Genomic DNA, 16,871 nt, shown 5'->3' with positions numbered 1-16,871 from the left:
GCCAAGGGAATCACACCAGGGAGATCACCGGTTTTTCGGCATTGCGCCGAAACACGGTGGCGACGAATCCGATGCGCTGGATCAGGGCCGCGCCGGTCCGTTCGCAAAGGGCATTGACCATGGCGTTGCGGTGCTCGCGATCGCCGATCTTGACCTTGATCTTGACCAGCTCGTGATGTTCCAGCGCCTGGTCCAGTTCGGCGAGCACGGCATCTGTCAGGCCGTTGCGGCCGATGGTCACGATGGGTTTGCGCGGGTGCGCCAGGCTGCGAAGCAGCTTGCGCTGCGGGTCGGTCAGGTCCACGTACGAGATACCGGTGTTTCGTAGGGGTGCCAGTGTAGCATGGTGCCGTTGCCGGTCCGAAGGGGAGGGGATGGCGAAACGCAGCAAGTCCAGTCAACGCTGGCTCAGGGAGCACTTCGACGATCCCTTCGTCGTGCGTGCCCAGCAGGAAGGCTATCGTGCACGCGCGGTCTACAAGCTTGCGGAGATCGACCGGCGCGACCATCTTCTGGGGCCGGGCATGCGCGTGGTCGACCTGGGAGCGGCCCCCGGCGGGTGGAGCCAGTATGCCGTGGAGCGCGTGGGCCGGTCGGGCCATGTGGTGGCCTCGGACCTGCTGCCGATGGACCCGATTCCGGGCGTCGACATCGTGACTGGGGATTTTCGCGAGGAGTCGGTCCTGAATGCCATCCTGGCCCGACTGGGCGGCGAGCCGGCAGACCTTGTACTGTCGGATATCGCCCCCAACCTCTCGGGAACGGATGCGGTCGACCAGCCACGGGCCATCTACCTCTGTGAACTGGCGCTGGATCTTTCTGTCAGGGTTTTGAAACCGAATGGGGCTTTCCTCGTCAAAGTGTTTCAGGGGCAGGGTTCGGATGAATTCCTGCGTGAGATGCGAAAGCGGTTCAGCCGTGTGATGGTGCGCAAGCCAGAGGCTTCGCGGCCTCGGTCACGGGAAGTGTACGTATTGGCGCGAGGGCTCCGGGATGTGTAACGTTGACTATGGCGAACTAAGCGATTTCGAGGTGTTATTTTGAATGGCCTGGTAAAAAATCTGGTGATCTGGGCGGTGATCGCGGTCGTGCTGATGTCCGTGTTCAACAACTTCAGCCCCGAGCCGCAGCAGGAAGCCCGCAGCATGACCTACTCGTCGTTCATCAACGACGTGAAGGCTGGTCGGGTGGAGAGCGTGACCATCGAGGGCACCACGATCCGTGGCACGACCATCGAAGGTCGCTCGTTCCGGACCGAGAGCCCCAACGATCCGGGGCTGATCGGTGACCTGCTCGCGAACAACGTCGAGATCCGCGCCCAGGAGCCCCAGCGGCGCTCGCTGCTGATGGATATCCTGATCAGCTGGTTCCCGATGCTGCTGCTCATCGGTGTCTGGATCTACTTCATGCGCCAGATGCAGGGTGGTGGGGCCGGAGGCCGCGGTGCGATGTCCTTCGGGAAGAGCAAGGCCAAGATGATGTCCGAGGACCAGGTCAAGGTGACCTTCGCGGATGTCGCCGGCTGCGACGAGGCCAAGGACGAGGTCTCCGAACTCGTGGACTTCCTCCGGGATCCGTCGAAGTTCCAGAAGCTCGGCGGCAAGATCCCGCGGGGTGTGCTGATGGTCGGCTCTCCCGGAACCGGCAAGACCCTGCTGGCCAAGGCCATCGCGGGGGAGGCCAAGGTGCCCTTCTTCACCATCTCCGGTTCCGACTTCGTGGAGATGTTCGTCGGTGTCGGCGCGTCGCGGGTCCGTGACATGTTCGAGACCGCGAAGAAGCACGCGCCCTGCATTATCTTCATCGACGAGATCGACGCGGTCGGCCGTCACCGGGGTGCCGGTCTGGGCGGCGGACACGACGAGCGCGAACAGACGCTGAACCAGTTGCTGGTCGAGATGGACGGTTTCGAGGGCAACGAGGGCGTAATCGTCATCGCGGCCACCAACCGGCCCGACGTGCTCGATCCTGCGCTGCTGCGTCCCGGCCGCTTCGACCGCCAGGTGGTGGTGCCGGCCCCGGACGTGCGTGGTCGCGAGCAGATCCTCAAGGTGCACATGCGCAAGGTCCCGCTGTCCGACGACGTGCGGCCGAGCCTGATCGCGCGCGGCACGCCGGGCTTCTCCGGCGCGGATCTCGCCAACCTGGTCAACGAGGCTGCGCTGTTCGCCGCCCGTGCCGGCAAGCGTACCGTCGACATGTCCGACTTCGAACGCGCCAAGGACAAGATCATGATGGGCGCGGAACGCAAGTCCATGGTGATGAGCGAGGACGAGAAGAAGCTGACCGCGTACCACGAGGCCGGGCACGCGATCGTCGGCCGCACCGTGCCGGAGCATGACCCGGTCTACAAGGTCAGCATCATCCCGCGTGGACGCGCCCTCGGCGTGACCATGTTCCTGCCCGAGGAGGACCGCTACAGTCACTCCAAGACGCGCCTGGAGAGCCAGATCGCAAGCCTGTTCGGCGGTCGGATCGCGGAGGAACTGATCTTCGGGGCCGACCGGGTCACCACCGGCGCCTCGAACGACATCGAGCGTGCCACGATGATCGCCCGCAACATGGTCACCAAGTGGGGATTGTCCGATCGGCTGGGCCCGCTGGCCTACGGGGAGGACGAGGGCGAGGTCTTCCTGGGACGCCAGGTCACCCAGACCAAGCACATGTCCGACGAGACCGCGCATGCCATCGACGAGGAGGTTCGCCGGGTGATCGACACGTCCTACGAGCGGGCGAAGACGATTCTGACCGACAACCTGGACAAACTGCATGCGATGGCAGCCGCGCTGGTGAAGTACGAGACCATCGACGAGCCGCAGATCACGGATGTCATGGAAGGCCGTGATCCGAGACCGCCAGTGGATTGGAAGGACGAGGACGCCCCGGGCAAGCCCGACGTGGGCGCTCCGAGTCCGGATCCCGCGGCGGATGCCGGCGACCGTCCCAGTCCCGGGGTCGTCGGGGGTCCCGCCCCGCAGCCCTGAGCCCAGGGCGGTGCACGGGGGTACCCGGATCCCTATCCGGGTACCCCTTTTTTTTGTAAATCCATTACCATCCCGGCATGCTCGAACGCCTGCCCCTGGATTTTGCCGGACATCGGTTGCCGCTGGATCGCCCCCTGATCATGGGCGTTTTGAACGTCACGCCGGACTCCTTTTCCGATGGCGGCCGCTTTGCCGGACGGGAGAGCGCCATCGGGCACGCACGCAGGCTGGTTGCCGACGGGGCCGACATCATCGATGTGGGCGGCGAATCCACCCGTCCGGGCGCAGAATCCGTACCCCTGGATGCGGAGCTCGAGCGGGTGATCCCGGTGATCGCTGCGGTGCGCACGGAACTGAACGTGCCGGTGTCCATCGACACGAGCAAGCCCGAGGTGATGCGCGCGGCCGTGGCGGCCGGGGCAGGCATGATCAACGACGTCAACGGTCTTCGGGCTCCGGGCGCGATGGATGTGGCCGCCGCGAGCGGTGCCGCGGTGTGCCTGATGCACATGCAGGGCACGCCACGCTCGATGCAGGAACGACCGCAGTACCGCGATGTCGTCGCCGAAGTCGTTGCGTTTCTGTCCGGACAGGCCGAAGCGCTGCTGGCACGCGGGGTGGCGCAGGAGCGCATCGTGCTCGATCCGGGCTTCGGGTTTGGCAAGACGCTGGAGCACAACATAGCGTTGTTTCGCGGGCTGTCGACACTGGTGGCCATTGGTTACCCGGTGCTGGTCGGAGTGTCCCGCAAGTCCATGATCGGGTCCCTGCTGGGGGACAGGCTGGTAACGGATCGATTGATGGGTAGCGTCACGGCAGCGATGCTGGCGGCGCGCGCGGGTGCCCGTATCCTGCGCGTGCACGACGTGCGGGAGACCGCCGATGCGCTGGCGATTCTGGCGGCACTGGGTGAACAGGAAACAGGGGAGATCTGACCGATGGGCAAGTATTTCGGGACCGACGGAATTCGTGGTCGCACAGGCGAGTGGCCGATGACGCCGGAGTTTGCACTGCGGCTCGGCTACGCCGTCGGCACGGTTCTGGGTCAAGAAAGCTCGGGTCCCGTGCTGATCGGCAAGGACACGCGGGTGTCCGGCTACATGTTCGAATCCGCCATGGAGGCCGGTCTGTCGGCAGCGGGCGTCGATATCGCGCTGCTGGGACCGATGCCGACCCCGGCGATCGCCTACCTGACCCGGACTTTTCGGGCGGCGGCGGGCGTGGTGATCAGCGCGTCGCACAACCCCTACCAGGACAATGGCTTCAAGTTCTTCACGCCCGAGGGCGACAAGCTGCCGGATGCCATGGAGGAGGCGATCGAGGCCCACCTGGAGCACCCCATGGGCGCGCTGGATTCGCACCGGCTCGGCAAGGCCGAGCGGATCCGCGATGCTGCCGGGCGCTACATCGAGTTCTGCAAGAGCGCGGTTCCCGCGCGCTCCGAGCTCCGCGGCCTGCGGCTGGTGATCGACTGCGCGCACGGAGCCACCTACAACGTCACGCCGCAGGTCTTCGACGAACTCGGTGCGGACGTGGAGACCATCGGTGCCAGTCCCGACGGCTACAACATCAATGCCGACTGCGGGGCGCTGTATCCCGAGCAACTGCGCCTGCGAGTGCTCGCCGTGGGCGCGCATCTCGGTATTGCGCTCGACGGTGACGGGGACCGCGTGATCCTGGTCGACGAGCAGGGCGAGGTCGTCGATGGCGATGAGATCCTTGGAATCCTGGCCCTGTCCGAGCACACCGACGGCGGTTTTTCCGGGGGTGTGGTCGGGACGCAGATGAGCAATCTGGGTCTTGAGATGGCCCTGGGCGCGGCCGGTATCCCCTTCGTGCGTGCGCGGGTGGGTGACCGTTACGTGCTCGAGGAACTGCGCCGCAACGGTTGGCACCTCGGTGGCGAGGGCTCCGGCCACATCGTCTGCCTGAGCCACACCACGACCGGTGACGGTACGGTCGCGGCGCTGCGCGTGGCGCACCTGATGCACCGCACCGGCAAGCCGCTGTCGGTCCTGCGCCAGGCGGTGAAGAAATATCCACAGATCCTGATCAACGTGCCCGTCGAGGGCTCCGCCGCCCGGGTGCTGGAGAAACCGTCAATCAAGGCCATGGTGGAACAGGTCTCTGCGGAACTTGCCCGCAACGGGCGGGTGCTGCTGCGACCCTCGGGCACCGAGCCACTGGTCCGGGTGATGGTGGAGGGTGACGACGCGGTACGTATCGAGGCGGCCGCCCAGCGCATCGCCGCAGCGATCCGCGAGGCTCTCGCGGTCGCCCAGGTTGATTTGCAGGCACCGCGCCGGTAACATCGCGCGCCTCATTGAATACTTCAGCAAGGTTGATTGCATGCGTAAGGCACTGGTCGCAGGGAACTGGAAGATGAACGGCTCGCTGGCAGCGAACCGAGAACTTCTGTCCGCGCTCAGCGGCGCCATTCACGGCAGTGACGCCGTGGCGGTGGCCGTGTGCCCGCCCGCGGTCTATCTGCCGGATGTCGTGTCGCAGCTGCAGGGCAAGCCGATCTCCGTCGGGGGACAGGACTGCTCCGACGAGACGGCGGGCGCCTTCACGGGCGAGATCGCGGCGGACATGCTGAAGGAGCTGGGCTGCGAGTATGTGATCGTCGGTCACTCCGAGCGTCGCGCCCGGCAGCAGGAAGACAGCGCCTGGGTTGCACGCAAGTTCATCGCGGCCCAGTCGGCCGGTCTCGTCCCGATCCTTTGCGTCGGCGAGCAACTGGACGATCGCGAGGCGGGGCGGACCGAGGCGGTGGTGGCGGAACAGCTCGATGCGGTGCTGGACGCGGCAGGTGTGGCGGCCTTCGACCGTGCGGTCGTCGCCTACGAGCCTGTATGGGCCATCGGTACCGGCTTGACTGCGAGCCCGGAGCAAGCGGCCGAGGTGCACGCCTTCATTCGCGCCCGGGTCGCGGGCCGCGATCCCAGAGTCGCGGACGGACTTCGGATTCTCTACGGTGGCAGCGTCAAGGCCGACAACGCACCGGGGCTGTTCTCCCTGCCGGACATCGACGGCGGACTCATCGGCGGTGCCTCGCTGGACGCCGATTCCTTCATTGGTATCGTCAACGCAGCTGCCGCGGTGCAAGCGCAGGGCAACGTATGATTTATGGCATCCTGCTCGTCGTGCAGGTGGCGGTGGCTGTTGCCCTGATCGCGCTGGTGCTGATGCAGCACGGCAAGGGAGCGGATGCCGGTGCCGCCTTCGGCAGCGGGGCTTCGGCCACGGTCTTCGGCGCGCGAGGCTCGGCCAATTTCCTGAGCCGCGCCACCGCTGTCCTGGCGGTGGTATTCTTCGTGAACAGCCTCTCGCTCGCCTACCTCGCCGCATCGGCGCCGGAGGCGCGCAGCCTGATCGATCAGATGCAGGAAGAGGCCCGCCAGGAGCGGGTGCTCGACGAATCCCTTCCCATCGACCCGTTGCCGGGTCGTCCGGGCGACATACCCGAGTAATCTCCTGCCCTCGGCTTCGTTCTCGGCCCCGGGCGGGGCGGGGCGGCGAAGCCGCCTCAGGACAGTGCACGCAGATGTGGTGGAATTGGTAGACACGCTATCTTGAGGGGGTAGTGGCGAAAGCCGTGTGGGTTCGAGTCCCACCATCTGCACCATTCCGGCGCGGTCGCCGTGTCGCAAGACCGGCTGTCGAAAAATAAAACTAATTCAAGTATATCAATAGGTTACGATATTAAGAGAACTTGACACTGTTTCCGGGCTTACCCTAGACTCCCAGCCCGGTGGGAGTGATGGCGCCGGGTCCGGTTGCCTGTTGCACCAGATCTCACCCAGCACACGAGTTTGCGTGCCGCGTCTCAAGGCGGTCCGCACCAAGAACCTGCCATCGCCTGGCGGCGTTCGGGAGAAAAGGAATGCTGGAAGGTTACCTGCCCATACTCATCTTCCTGGTCGTCGGCGCCGTGGCGGGTATCGTGCCCCTCGCACTGGGCATGGCGGTCGGACCGAGCAAACCCGACGCAGCGAAGAATTCCCCCTACGAGTGCGGCTTCGAGGCCTTCGAAGACTCCCGCCTGAAATTCGACGTCCGTTTCTACCTCGTCGCGATCCTGTTCATCATCTTCGATCTCGAGATCGCGTTCCTGTTTCCCTGGGCGGTTGCCCTGGACAGCATCGGGCTGTTCGGCCTGCTGGCGATGGCGCTCTTTCTGATCATCCTGGTGGTCGGTTTCATCTACGAATGGAAGAAGGGGGCCCTGGAATGGGAATAGAAGGCGTTCTCGAGAAGGGTTTCGTCACCACTTCCGCCGACAAGCTGATCAACTGGGCCCGCACCGGGTCGTTGTGGCCGATGACCTTCGGTCTGGCCTGCTGTGCGGTGGAGATGATGCACGCCGGCGCGGCGCGCTATGACCTGGATCGCTTCGGTATCGTGTTCCGGCCCAGCCCGCGCCAGTCGGACGTGATGATCGTGGCCGGCACGCTGGTCAACAAGATGGCGCCGGCGCTGCGCAAGGTCTACGACCAGATGGCCGAGCCCCGCTGGGTGATCTCGATGGGTTCCTGCGCCAACGGGGGCGGTTACTACCACTACTCCTATGCCGTCGTCCGCGGCTGCGACCGCATCGTCCCGGTCGACATCTATGTGCCGGGTTGCCCGCCGACTGCGGAGGCCCTGCTCTACGGGATCATCCAGTTGCAGAACAAGATCCGCCGCACCAACACCATTGCACGCTGAGCTGCCGGGGTTACCGATGTCCGAAAGCGAGAACTGGGTCGATGTCCTGCAGGCGGAGTTCGAACAGCAGCTGCAATTGCTGCAGGTGCGGCTGGGCGAGGTGACGATCGAGGTCCCCGCCGCGGAATGGAAGGCGGTGGCCGAGCGCCTGCGCGATCATCCGGAACTGGGCTTCGACATGATGGTGGACCTGTGCGGCGTCGACTACCTGGAATACGGTCGCACCGAGTGGTCCACCGAGGCGGCATCGACGCAGGGCTTCGGCCGCGGGGTGACGGCCGCGACCTCCGGGCGCTTCACCTTCGACGACGCGCCCGACGAGATCGAACGCGACAGTCCCCGCTTCGCCGTGGTCATGCACCTCCTCTCGGTGACGCACAACCGTCGCCTGCGCGTGCGCGCATGGCTGCCCGACGACGAGTTTCCGGAGATCGAGTCCGTGACCGAGGTCTGGGCCGGGGCGAACTGGTTCGAGCGCGAGGCCTTCGACCTGTTCGGAATCCTCTTCTCCGGGCACCCCGATCTGCGCCGCATCCTGACCGACTACGGCTTCGTCGGGCATCCTTTCCGCAAGGACTTCCCGCTGATCGGCCATGTCGAGATGCGCTACGACCCGGAGCAGCAGCGGGTGATCTACCAGCCGGTGACGATCGAGCCGCGGGTACTGGTGCCCAAGGTGATCCGTGACGATCATCGCTACGCTGACGGCGAGCCGGCCGGAGAGGACCACGATGCCTGAGATCCGCAACTTCACCCTGAACTTCGGTCCACAGCACCCCTCCGCGCATGGCGTGCTGCGCCTGGTGCTGGAGATGGACGGCGAGGTGATCCAGCGCGCCGACCCGCACATCGGCCTGCTCCATCGCGGCACCGAGAAACTGGCCGAGAGCAAGCCTTACAACCAGTCCATCGGCTACATGGATCGGCTCGACTACGTGTCGATGATGGCCAACGAACACGGCTACGTGCTGGCGATGGAAAAGCTGCTGCAGATCGAGCCGCCGCTGCGCGCGCAGTACATCCGCGTGATGTTCGACGAGATCACCCGCGTCCTGAACCACCTGCTGTGGCTGGGCGCGCATGCGCTCGACATCGGCGCGATGACGGTCTTCCTCTACGCCTTCCGCGAGCGGGAGGACCTGATGGACTGCTACGAGGCGGTCAGCGGCGCGCGGTTGCACGCGACCTACTACCGCCCGGGCGGGGTGGCGCGGGATCTCCCCGACGCGATGCCGAAGTTCAGCGCCTCGCGCTGGAAGACCCAGGCCGAGGTGGATGCCCTGAACGAGAACCGTCAGGGTTCGATGCTCGACTTCATCGAGTCCTTTACCGAGCGGTTCCCGGGCTGCGTGGATGAGTACGAGACCCTGCTGACCGACAACCGGATCTGGAAACAGCGTACCGTCGACATCGGGGTGGTCACCCCCGAGCGGGCCAAGCAGCTGGGGCTGACCGGGCCGATGCTGCGCGGTTCCGGGGTGGAGTGGGATCTGCGCAGGAAGCAGCCCTACGAGGTCTACGACCGCCTGGACTTCGACATCCCGGTGGGCGTGAACGGCGACTGCTACGACCGCTACCTGGTGCGCATCGAAGAGATGCGCCAGTCCAACCGCATCATCCGGCAATGCGTCGAGTGGTTGCGCGCCAATCCCGGCCCGGTGCTGCTCGAGAACTACAAGTTCTCGCCGCCGCGGCGCGAGGAGATGAAGGCCGACATGGAGGCCCTGATCCATCACTTCAAGCTGTTCACGGAGGGGTTCTGTCTGCCCGAGGGCGAGGTCTACGCGGCCGTGGAGCACCCGAAGGGCGAGTTTGGCGTGTACCTGGTCTCCGACGGTGCGAACAAGCCCTATCGCCTGAAGGTGCGGGCGGCGGGGTTCGCGCACATGTCGGCGCTGGACGAGATGGCGCGGGGCCACATGCTCGCGGACGTCGTCGCGATCATCGGGACGCAGGACATCGTGTTCGGGGAGGTGGACCGCTAATGTCCGCGCAGAAGAACCAGACCGAAGCCGTACTCAGCGATCATGCCCGCGAGGAGATCGACGCCTGGCTGGCCCGCTATCCCGAGAATCAGCGCCGTTCGGCGGTGCTCGGCGCCCTGCGCGCGGTGCAGCACGAGGAGGGCTACCTGAGTACGCCGATGATGGATGCGGTGGCGGCGTATCTTCGCATCCCGCCGATGGAGGTCTACGAGGCCGCATCGTTCTATTCGATGTACGAACTGAAGCCCGTGGGGCGGCACACGATCGCCGTCTGCGACAATGTCTCCTGCATGCTGCGCGGGGGCGACCGCATCATCGAGCACATCGAGAACAAGCTCGGCATCCGGCTCGGCGAATCCACTCCGGACGGGAAGTTCTACCTGAAGCGCGAGGAAGAGTGTCTGGCGGCCTGCTGTGGCGCGCCAATGATGCAGGTCGATCACGTGTACCACGAGAATCTGACGCCCGAACGGGTGGACGAGATCCTCTCCAAGCTGGAGTCCTGAGCCATGGCCAACCAGATCTGCTTCGCCACCCGCGATCTCGAGAACCCATGGTCGCTGGAGACCTATCAAAGCATTGGCGGGTACGAGGCGCTGAAGAAGGTCTTCGGCGGAAGGATGCCGGCCGAGGAGGTGATCGAGGAGGTCAAGAAATCCAACCTGCGCGGACGGGGCGGTGCCGGTTTCCCCACCGGGCTGAAATGGAGCTTCATGCCGCGCAACACCCCGGGGCAGAAATACATCGTCTGCAACTCCGACGAATCGGAGCCGGGTACCTGCAAGGACCGGGACATCCTGCGCTTCAACCCGCATGCGCTGGTCGAGGGCATGGCCATTGCGGGATACGCGATCGGTGCCACGGTCGGTTACAACTACATGCGCGGCGAGTTCATGGACGAGGTGAACACGCGCTTCACCACCGCGCTGAAGGAGGCCTACGAGGCCGGCTTCCTGGGCAAGGACATCCTCGGTTCGGGCGTCGACTTCGATCTTCATCCCTCGCTGGGCGCCGGTGCCTACATCTGCGGCGAGGAAACCGCGCTGCTGGAGTCCCTCGAAGGCAAGAAGGGTCAGCCGCGGTTCAAGCCGCCTTTCCCGGCCAACTTCGGCCTCTACGGCCGGCCGACGACCATCAACAACACCGAGTCCCTGGCCTCGATCCCGTCCATCATCCGCAATGGCGGCGAGTGGTTCGCGGCCCTCGGGGTGCCGAAATCCGGGGGCGAGAAGCTGTTCTCGGTCTCCGGGCACGTGAACAAGCCCGGCAATTTCGAAGTGCCGCTCGGGATGCCGTTCAGGGATCTTCTGGAACTTGCCGGCGGCGTGCTCGACGGACGTCGGCTCAAGGCGGTCATCCCGGGTGGGTCCTCGGTTCCGGTCGTGCCCGGTGACATCATGATGCAGGCCAACATGGACTACGATTCGATCGCGAAGGCAGGCTCGATGCTGGGCTCCGGTGCGGTGATCGTGATGGACGAAACCACCGACATGGTGCGGGTGCTGCAGCGCATCTCCCGGTTCTATTTCTCCGAATCCTGCGGCCAGTGCACCCCCTGTCGCGAGGGCACGGGCTGGCTCTACCGGATGCTGACCCGCATCGTCGAAGGCAGCGGCCGCCCCGAGGACCTGGAACGGCTCGACGACGTCGCGAGCAAGATCGAGGGCCGCACCATCTGTGCGCTGGGCGATGCCGCAGCGATGCCGGTGCGCAGCTTCATCAGGCATTACCGCCACGAATTCGAACACTACATTCAGCACGGCAGGAGTCCGGTGGCCCAGGCCGCCTGACTGCCCCGGTGCAGGAAACCTCTATGAGCCAGGACCTGGTCACGCTTGAGATCGACGGACGCACGCTGCACGCGCCGAAGGGCACGATGCTGATCGACGTCGCCGACGAGGCGAACATCCGCATCCCGCGCTTCTGCTATCACAAGAAGCTGTCGGTCGCTGCAAACTGCCGCATGTGCCTGGTCGAGGTGGAGAAGGCGCCGAAGCCGCTGCCGGCCTGTGCCACGCCGGTGATGGAGGGCATGAAGGTCCACACCCGCTCGCCGCTGGCGATCGCGGCCCAGAAGAGCACGATGGAGTTCCTGCTGATCAATCATCCGCTCGACTGCCCGATCTGCGATCAGGGCGGGGAGTGCGAGCTGCAGGACGTCGCGATGGGGTACGGCGAGAGCGTGTCCCGCTACACCGAGGCCAAGCGCGTGGTCAAGGACAGGGACATCGGGCCGCTGATCGAGACCGAGATGACCCGCTGCATCCACTGCACCCGCTGTGTTCGCTTTGGCGAGGAGATCGCAGGTGTGCGCGAACTGGGCGCCACCGGCCGTGGCGAGCACATGCGCATCGGCACCTACGTCGAACACACCGTGAGCCACGAGCTGTCCGGCAACGTCATTGACCTGTGTCCGGTGGGTGCTCTCACCGCGAAGCCCTCACGCTACCGGGCGCGGGCCTGGGAATACCACCAGGCGCCGACCGTCGCTCCGCACGACGGTGTCGGTTCGAACGTCTTCGTGCATACGCACAACGGCCGGGTGATGCGGGTGGTGCCGCGGGAAAACGAGGCGGTCAACGAGACCTGGATCTCCGACCGCGACCGCTTCAGCTACACCGGGCTGTACGCGGAGGACCGCCTGACCCGTCCGCGCATCAAGCGCGACGGCACCTGGAAGGACGCCACCTGGGAAGAGGCGCTTGCCTTCGTTGCCGAGGGCCTGCGGACCACGGCACCGGAACGGATCGGCACCCTGCTGTCCCCTTCGCTGATGCTCGAGGAACTCTACCTGGCGCAGAAGACCCTGCGCGGGCTCGGCGTCACCGACATCGACCATCGGCTGGAGCAGCTGGACTTCAGTGATGATGCCGGGGCACCGCTGTTTCCCTGGCTCGGCAGCAGCATCGAGGATCTGGAGCGCGCGGACGCGGTACTGCTGGTCGGCTGCAATCCGCGTCGCGAGCAGCCCATGCTCGCCCATCGACTGCGCAAGGCGGGTTTGAAGGGTGCGCGGGTCAGTGTCGTCTCCACCCATGCGCTGGACCTGACCTACTCCACCGAGGCGCAACTGCTGGGCGACACGCGCAGCCTTGTGCTGGGTCTTGCCGGCATCGCCGGACAGCTCGCGAAGTCGGGCAAGAAACTGCCCAGGATACTTGCCGAGGTGGTGGCTGCCGCGGCCACGGACGACGACGACACCCTCGAGGCCCAGCGACGGATCGCCACCGCCCTGACCGAGGGGCACCAGGCCCACCTGCTGCTCGGCGCCGAGGCGATCACGGGGCCTGCCTTTTCGACGCTGCGAGCGCTGGCGGGCTGGATCGCGCGCAGCACCGGGGCCCGGCTCGGCTACCTGGCCCCCGGCGCGAATGCCTCCGGTGCCTGGCTTGCCGGCTGCATACCCCACCGCGGCGTCGGCGGAGCCTCGACCACGGCCGGGGCCAATGTCCGGGCCATGCTCGAGGAGGGGCGTGACGTCTTCGTCCTCGCCGGGATCGATCCGGAACGCGACTTTGCCGACCCGCCGGCGGCGCGGCGCGCGCTCGACGCTGCCGGCATGGTCGTGGCGCTGGCTGCCTTCGCCGGCCCGGATCTCGAGGCGGTGGCCGACGTGCTGCTTCCGGTAGCGACCGGTTTCGAGACCTCCGGCACCCTGGTCAATGCCGAGGGCCGCTGGCAGAGCTTTCGGGCCGTGGCCACCGCCCCCGGCGAGGTGCGTCCCGGCTGGAAGGTCTGGCGCGTACTGGGTAACCTGCTGAACGTCCGCGGGATGGACTACATGGATTCCCGGGCCGTGCGTGACGAACTGAAGCAGGAACTTCCGGGGGATCCGTTCAGCACCCAGATCGACCTGCGCCTTGCGCACGTCGAGGTCCCCGCAGTGCCGGACGGCCTGGTCCGCATGCAGGTGCGCGGTCTGTATTCCAGTGATCCCCTGGTGCGTCGCGCCGGGCCCCTGCAGACCTCGTCCGAAGGCCTGCGTGCCGATGCGGTCTACGTGAATCCGCAGTCTGCCGGCACGCATGCGGATGGTGCCCGGGTGCGGATCCGGCAGGGCGGCGCCGACGCAGAACTGACCCTGGTGCTCGATGCGGCGATCCCGGTCGGGATTGCGGTAACCGTCGCGGGCGCCCCGGCGCTGGCAAGTCTCGGCGCCCCGGGAACCACCGTGACCCTCGCCCGGGCCTGACAAGGAACGACTCATGTTTGAATGGCTCATGGAAAGCTTCTACAGCCTGCCGGTGGTGATGCAGATCCTGTTCAAGATCACCCTGATCGTCGTGCCTCTGATGCTCGCGGTCGCCTACACGACCTACGCGGAACGCAAGGTGATTGGCTACATCCAGGTCCGCATCGGGCCGAACCGGGTGGGTCCTCGCGGCTGGCTGCAGCCGATCGCGGATGCGGTGAAGCTGTTGACCAAGGAGGTCATCGTCCCCACCAACGCCAACCGTTTCCTGTTCCTGAGCGCGCCGGTCCTCGCGATCGCACCGGCGCTGGCGGCCTGGGCGGTGATTCCCTTTGACGACGGCATGGTTCTGGCGGACATCAACGCGGGCCTGCTCTACCTGCTGGCCCTGACCTCGCTGGGGGTGTACGGCATCATCATTGCCGGCTGGGCCTCCAATTCGAAATACGCGCTGCTGGGCGCGATGCGCTCGGCCGCGCAGATCGTCTCCTACGAGATCGCGATGGGTTTCGCGCTGGTGGGCGTGATCATGGCGGCGGGCAGCCTGAACGTGGGGCAGATCGTCATGGCGCAGGAGGGGAGCATCTACCACTGGTTCCTGCTGCCACTGTTCCCGCTGTTCATGGTGTACTTCATCTCCGGCGTCGCCGAGACCAACCGCGCGCCCTTCGACGTGGCCGAGGGCGAATCGGAGATCGTCGCAGGTTTTCACGTCGAGTATTCGGGCATGGCCTTCGCGGTCTTCTTCCTGGCCGAATACGCGAACATGATCCTGATCTCGGCGCTTGCCGCGCTGCTGTTCTTCGGCGGCTGGCTCTCGCCATTCCAGGGCATCGTGCCGGAGAGCGTGTTCGCCTGGCCGCTGATCGGCTGGTTCCTCGACTCGGGAATCCACTGGTTCCTGCTCAAGACCGCCTTCTTCCTGTTCCTGTTCCTGTGGTTCCGGGCGACCTTCCCCCGCTATCGCTACGATCAGATCATGCGGCTGGGCTGGAAGGTGCTGATCCCGGTCACCATCGTATGGCTGTTCGTGCTGGGCGTGCTGATCTTCCTGAAGGTGGGTCCATGGTTTGCCTGAGCCCCGCCCCGGGCAGCGGAGGAATATGACATGACCGCAATCCGCAACTTCTTCAAGACCTTCCTGCTCTGGGAACTCCTGCTGGGCATGCGCCTGACCGGACGCTACCTGTTCGCGCGCAAGTTCACCGTGCAGTATCCGGAGGAGAAGACACCGATGTCGCCGCGCTTCCGTGGCCTGCATGCCCTGCGCCGTTACCCCAACGGCGAGGAGCGCTGCATCGCCTGCAAGCTGTGCGAGGCGGTCTGCCCGGCATTGGCGATCACCATTGATTCCGAGCAGCGGACCGACGGGACCCGGCGGACCACCCGCTACGACATCGATCTGTTCAAGTGCATCTTCTGCGGCTTCTGCGAGGAGGCCTGCCCGGTGGACTCGATCGTCGAGACGCACATCTTCGAATACCATTTCGAAAACCGGGGTGAGCAGATCATGACCAAGGATAAGCTGCTCGCGATCGGGGATCGCTACGAGAAGGAGATCGCGGCCGCCCGTTCGGCGGACGCGATGTACCGCTGAGCCAGGGACCGACGATGACCTTTGAACTGATCCTTTTCTACATCTTCGGCGCGATCCTCCTCGGTGCGGCGCTGGCGATGATCAGCGTGCGCAACCCGGTGCATGCGGCGCTATTCCTGGTGCTGGCCTTCTTCACCGCGGCCGCGATCTGGCTGCTGCTGGAGGCGGAGTTCCTGGCCATCGTGCTGGTGCTGGTGTACGTCGGCGCGGTGATGGTGCTGTTCCTGTTCGTGGTGATGATGCTGGACATCAACATCGCGCGGCTGCGCGAGGGCTTCGCGGAGTTTCTGCCGGCCGGCCTGGTGGTCGCGGCGGCGATGGCCACGGTGCTGACCTTGGTGATCACCCGGTTCATCACGATGGAGGCCCCGGAGCGGGCCGCTGCCGACTATTCCAACACCGCGGAGCTGGGTGCGATCCTCTACACCGAGTATGTCTACCCGTTCGAGATCGCGGCGGTGATCCTGTTGGTGGCGATCATCGCCGCGATCTCGCTGACGATGCGCCGGCGACCGGATACCAAATATGTCGACCCGGCAACACAGGTCAAGGCGCGTCGCGAGGGCCGCGTGCGACTGGTGTCGATGGAGTCGGTGTCGAGGGATGCGCAGAAGAACAAGAGTCGACCGAGCAAGAGCCGGCAGGACGAAAGCTCGCAGGACAAGAATAAGTAACGACGCCTGGCGGCCAGAGCGCCGTCCGTAATGGAGACGGGATTCGGGCGACCGGACCCTCATTGGGAACTCAGGGCCAAACCATGATTACGCTGTCGCACTACCTGGTGCTCGCTGCGCTGCTGTTTTCGATCAGCGTGGCCGGCATCTTCCTGAACCGGAAGAACGTGATCGTTCTGCTGATGTGCATCGAGCTGATGCTGCTCGCGGTGAACATCAACTTCATCGCGTTCTCGTTCTTCCTGCAGGATCTCGCGGGCCAGGTGTTCGTGTTCTTCATCCTGACCGTTGCCGCGGCCGAGGCCGCCATCGGCCTTGCGATCCTCGTGCTGCTGTTCCGCAACCGAAGCACCATCGACGTCCAGGATCTGGACGCAATGAAGGGGTAGGGCGCCATGGATACGGTATATCTCATCATCGTTCTGGCGCCGCTGCTTGGTGCGGTCGTTGCCGGTCTGTTCGGGCGGCAGATCGGCCGCGTGGGCGCGCACAGCGTAACCATCCTCGGGGTTGCGGTCTCGTTCCTCCTCTCGGTCGTGGTCTTCCATGCCCACGTGTTCGGGGGCACCCCGGTCTACAACGAGACCGTCTACACCTGGATGGTGAGCGACGGGCTGCACTTCGAGATCGGCTTCCTGGTCGACAACCTGACCGCGATGATGATGCTGGTCGTGACCTTCGTGTCGCTGATGGTGCACATCTACACCATCGGCTACATGGCCGACGATC

Annotated in this window: 17 protein-coding genes, 1 tRNA gene and 2 pseudogenes; 19 read left to right on the top strand and 1 reads right to left on the bottom strand. The window is 65.3% G+C overall.

Annotated features, from left to right (window positions below):
- Positions 1-10 precede the first annotated feature (10 nt).
- Complete coding sequence (yhbY, locus tag EA346_RS08215; RefSeq protein ID WP_296757410.1) at positions 11-304, bottom strand: ribosome assembly RNA-binding protein YhbY; 294 nt, start codon at positions 302-304, stop codon at positions 11-13.
- A 70-nt stretch (positions 305-374) separates the two neighbouring features.
- Here yhbY and rlmE point away from each other — a divergent pair, with 70 nt between their 5' ends.
- The 19 genes and pseudogenes from rlmE to EA346_RS08120 all read left to right on the top strand — a co-directional run.
- Positions 375-1,001 (top strand): 23S rRNA (uridine(2552)-2'-O)-methyltransferase RlmE, encoded by a 627-nt coding sequence (gene rlmE, locus EA346_RS08210; RefSeq protein ID WP_296757408.1) that lies wholly within the window; start codon positions 375-377, stop codon positions 999-1,001.
- Between the two features lie 39 nt (positions 1,002-1,040).
- Positions 1,041-2,984 (top strand): ATP-dependent zinc metalloprotease FtsH, encoded by a 1,944-nt coding sequence (ftsH, locus tag EA346_RS08205; protein ID WP_296757406.1) that lies wholly within the window; start codon positions 1,041-1,043, stop codon positions 2,982-2,984.
- Positions 2,985-3,061: 77 nt separating this feature from the next.
- Positions 3,062-3,919 (top strand): dihydropteroate synthase, encoded by an 858-nt coding sequence (folP, locus tag EA346_RS08200; protein ID WP_296757405.1) that lies wholly within the window; start codon positions 3,062-3,064, stop codon positions 3,917-3,919.
- Between the two features lie 3 nt (positions 3,920-3,922).
- Positions 3,923-5,293, top strand: coding sequence for a phosphoglucosamine mutase (gene glmM / locus EA346_RS08195; protein WP_296757403.1), 1,371 nt, complete (start codon positions 3,923-3,925; stop codon positions 5,291-5,293).
- Between the two features lie 40 nt (positions 5,294-5,333).
- Complete coding sequence (tpiA, locus tag EA346_RS08190; protein ID WP_296757402.1) at positions 5,334-6,110, top strand: triose-phosphate isomerase; 777 nt, start codon at positions 5,334-5,336, stop codon at positions 6,108-6,110.
- Positions 6,107-6,370 (top strand): annotated as a pseudogene (secG, locus tag EA346_RS08185) (preprotein translocase subunit SecG); the annotation flags it as partial. The gene tpiA and the pseudogene secG, both read left to right, overlap by 4 nt.
- 157 nt (positions 6,371-6,527) lie before the next feature.
- Positions 6,528-6,612, top strand: a tRNA-Leu gene (locus tag EA346_RS08180).
- 258 nt (positions 6,613-6,870) lie between these two features.
- Entirely contained in the window at positions 6,871-7,227 is a 357-nt protein-coding gene (locus EA346_RS08175; protein ID WP_296757398.1) for an NADH-quinone oxidoreductase subunit A, read from the top strand.
- Positions 7,218-7,694: an NADH-quinone oxidoreductase subunit B family protein gene (locus tag EA346_RS08170; protein WP_296748806.1), complete on the top strand. Its 477-nt coding sequence runs from the start codon at positions 7,218-7,220 to the stop codon at positions 7,692-7,694. Before EA346_RS08175 ends, EA346_RS08170 begins: the two co-directional genes overlap by 10 nt.
- A gap of 16 nt (positions 7,695-7,710) precedes the next feature.
- A complete protein-coding gene (locus tag EA346_RS08165) occupies positions 7,711-8,433 on the top strand; it encodes an NADH-quinone oxidoreductase subunit C (protein ID WP_296757397.1) in 723 nt (240 codons plus the stop codon).
- On the top strand, positions 8,426-9,679 hold the full coding sequence (locus tag EA346_RS08160; RefSeq protein ID WP_296757395.1) for an NADH-quinone oxidoreductase subunit D: 1,254 nt from the start codon (positions 8,426-8,428) through the stop codon (positions 9,677-9,679). Before EA346_RS08165 ends, EA346_RS08160 begins: the two co-directional genes overlap by 8 nt.
- Positions 9,679-10,185, top strand: coding sequence for an NADH-quinone oxidoreductase subunit NuoE (gene nuoE, locus EA346_RS08155; protein ID WP_296757394.1), 507 nt, complete (start codon positions 9,679-9,681; stop codon positions 10,183-10,185). The genes EA346_RS08160 and nuoE overlap by 1 nt, the downstream gene beginning before the upstream one ends.
- A 3-nt stretch (positions 10,186-10,188) precedes the next feature.
- A complete protein-coding gene (gene nuoF / locus EA346_RS08150) occupies positions 10,189-11,469 on the top strand; it encodes an NADH-quinone oxidoreductase subunit NuoF (protein ID WP_296757392.1) in 1,281 nt (426 codons plus the stop codon).
- Positions 11,470-11,492: 23 nt separating this feature from the next.
- The gene (gene nuoG, locus EA346_RS08145) at positions 11,493-13,871 is read left to right on the top strand and encodes an NADH-quinone oxidoreductase subunit NuoG (protein WP_296757390.1); all 2,379 of its coding nucleotides are present in this window, start codon (positions 11,493-11,495) and stop codon (positions 13,869-13,871) included.
- A 13-nt stretch (positions 13,872-13,884) separates the two neighbouring features.
- Entirely contained in the window at positions 13,885-14,949 is a 1,065-nt protein-coding gene (gene nuoH / locus EA346_RS08140) for an NADH-quinone oxidoreductase subunit NuoH (RefSeq protein WP_296757389.1), read from the top strand.
- A gap of 30 nt (positions 14,950-14,979) precedes the next feature.
- Entirely contained in the window at positions 14,980-15,468 is a 489-nt protein-coding gene (gene nuoI / locus EA346_RS08135) for an NADH-quinone oxidoreductase subunit NuoI (protein WP_296757387.1), read from the top strand.
- 14 nt (positions 15,469-15,482) lie between these two features.
- The gene (locus tag EA346_RS08130; RefSeq protein WP_296757386.1) at positions 15,483-16,142 is read left to right on the top strand and encodes an NADH-quinone oxidoreductase subunit J; all 660 of its coding nucleotides are present in this window, start codon (positions 15,483-15,485) and stop codon (positions 16,140-16,142) included.
- An 83-nt stretch (positions 16,143-16,225) separates the two neighbouring features.
- Entirely contained in the window at positions 16,226-16,531 is a 306-nt protein-coding gene (nuoK, locus tag EA346_RS08125) for an NADH-quinone oxidoreductase subunit NuoK (RefSeq protein ID WP_296757384.1), read from the top strand.
- A 6-nt stretch (positions 16,532-16,537) separates the two neighbouring features.
- Positions 16,538-16,871, top strand: a pseudogene (locus EA346_RS08120) (NADH-quinone oxidoreductase subunit L); the annotation flags it as partial.

Origin of the sequence: Thioalkalivibrio sp., assembly GCF_007692535.1 — a bacterium.
Classification (GTDB): Bacteria; Pseudomonadota; Gammaproteobacteria; order Ectothiorhodospirales; family Ectothiorhodospiraceae; genus Thioalkalivibrio.
Note: the sequence above shows the minus strand (reverse complement) of the source record. Positions and strands in the feature narration are given on the sequence as shown.

What these genes read in the sequence shown, in the direction of transcription:
- rlmE (WP_296757408.1), top strand. Translation starts at nt 375, where the DNA reads ATGGCGAAACGCAGCAAGTCCAGTCAACGCTGGCTCAGGGAGCACTTC.
- folP (WP_296757405.1), top strand. Translation starts at nt 3,062, where the DNA reads ATGCTCGAACGCCTGCCCCTGGATTTTGCCGGACATCGGTTGCCGCTG.
- glmM (WP_296757403.1), top strand. Translation starts at nt 3,923, where the DNA reads ATGGGCAAGTATTTCGGGACCGACGGAATTCGTGGTCGCACAGGCGAG.
- tpiA (WP_296757402.1), top strand. Translation starts at nt 5,334, where the DNA reads ATGCGTAAGGCACTGGTCGCAGGGAACTGGAAGATGAACGGCTCGCTG.
- EA346_RS08175 (WP_296757398.1), top strand. Translation starts at nt 6,871, where the DNA reads ATGCTGGAAGGTTACCTGCCCATACTCATCTTCCTGGTCGTCGGCGCC.
- EA346_RS08170 (WP_296748806.1), top strand. Translation starts at nt 7,218, where the DNA reads ATGGGAATAGAAGGCGTTCTCGAGAAGGGTTTCGTCACCACTTCCGCC.
- EA346_RS08165 (WP_296757397.1), top strand. Translation starts at nt 7,711, where the DNA reads ATGTCCGAAAGCGAGAACTGGGTCGATGTCCTGCAGGCGGAGTTCGAA.
- EA346_RS08160 (WP_296757395.1), top strand. Translation starts at nt 8,426, where the DNA reads ATGCCTGAGATCCGCAACTTCACCCTGAACTTCGGTCCACAGCACCCC.
- nuoE (WP_296757394.1), top strand. Translation starts at nt 9,679, where the DNA reads ATGTCCGCGCAGAAGAACCAGACCGAAGCCGTACTCAGCGATCATGCC.
- nuoF (WP_296757392.1), top strand. Translation starts at nt 10,189, where the DNA reads ATGGCCAACCAGATCTGCTTCGCCACCCGCGATCTCGAGAACCCATGG.
- nuoG (WP_296757390.1), top strand. Translation starts at nt 11,493, where the DNA reads ATGAGCCAGGACCTGGTCACGCTTGAGATCGACGGACGCACGCTGCAC.
- nuoH (WP_296757389.1), top strand. Translation starts at nt 13,885, where the DNA reads ATGTTTGAATGGCTCATGGAAAGCTTCTACAGCCTGCCGGTGGTGATG.
- nuoI (WP_296757387.1), top strand. Translation starts at nt 14,980, where the DNA reads ATGACCGCAATCCGCAACTTCTTCAAGACCTTCCTGCTCTGGGAACTC.
- EA346_RS08130 (WP_296757386.1), top strand. Translation starts at nt 15,483, where the DNA reads ATGACCTTTGAACTGATCCTTTTCTACATCTTCGGCGCGATCCTCCTC.
- nuoK (WP_296757384.1), top strand. Translation starts at nt 16,226, where the DNA reads ATGATTACGCTGTCGCACTACCTGGTGCTCGCTGCGCTGCTGTTTTCG.